The organism is Cupriavidus sp. WGlv3 (assembly GCF_023952475.1).
GTDB classification, from domain to species: Bacteria; Pseudomonadota; Gammaproteobacteria; order Burkholderiales; family Burkholderiaceae; genus Cupriavidus; species Cupriavidus phytorum.
The window spans coordinates 1-871 of sequence record NZ_JALHRX010000116.1 but is presented as its reverse complement, the minus strand read 5'-3'; the positions used below and the strand labels follow the sequence as shown (position 1 = coordinate 871).

Sequence of the window (871 nt, the reverse complement as noted above, 5' to 3'; positions counted from 1 at the left end):
CGGATCGACTCGCCGCGCTTCATCAGGTCGAAGCCCTCGTTGATGCGCTCCAGTGGCAGCGTGTGGGTGATCAGGTCGTCGATATTGAGCTTGCCTTCCATGTACCAGTCGACGATCCTGGGCACGTCGGTGCGGCCGCGCGCGCCGCCGAAGGCGGAGCCTTTCCACTCGCGCCCGGTCACCAGCTGGAACGGACGCGTCGAGATCTCCGCGCCGGCCTCGGCCACGCCGATGATGATCGACTTGCCCCAGCCCTTGTGGCAGCACTCCAGCGCCTGGCGCATGACCTGGGTATTGCCGATGCATTCGAACGAATAGTCGGCGCCGCCATCGGTCAGCTGGATGATGTGGTCGACAACATTTTCGACCTCTTTCGGGTTGATGAAATGCGTCATGCCGAACTGGCGCGCCATCGCCTCGCGCGCCGGGTTCAGGTCGACGCCGATGATCTTGTCGGCGCCCACCATCTTCGCCGCCTGGATCACGTTCAGGCCGATGCCGCCCAGGCCGAACACCACCACGTTGGCGCCGGCCTCGACCTTGGCGGTGAACAGCACCGCGCCCACGCCGGTGGTGACGCCGCAGCCGATGTAGCAGACCTTGTCGAACGGCGCATCCGGGCGGATCTTCGCCAGCGCGATCTCCGGCACCACGATGTGATTGGCAAAGGTCGAGGTGCCCATGTAGTGGAAGATGGGCTTGCCGTCGAGCGAAAAGCGCGAGGTCCCGTCCGGCATCAGGCCCTTGCCTTGCGTCGCGCGGATGGCCTGGCACAGGTTGGTCTTGCGCGACAGGCAGAACTTGCACTGGCGGCATTCCGGCGTGTACAGCGGGATCACGTGGTCGCCCGGCCTGAGCGAGGTCACGCCCG

Annotated in this window: 1 protein-coding gene; it reads right to left on the bottom strand. The window is 65.6% G+C overall.

Annotated elements, in window-relative coordinates:
* On the bottom strand, window positions 1–871 hold an 871-nt coding region (locus tag MKD38_RS30735; protein WP_252682443.1), incomplete at both ends, for a zinc-binding dehydrogenase.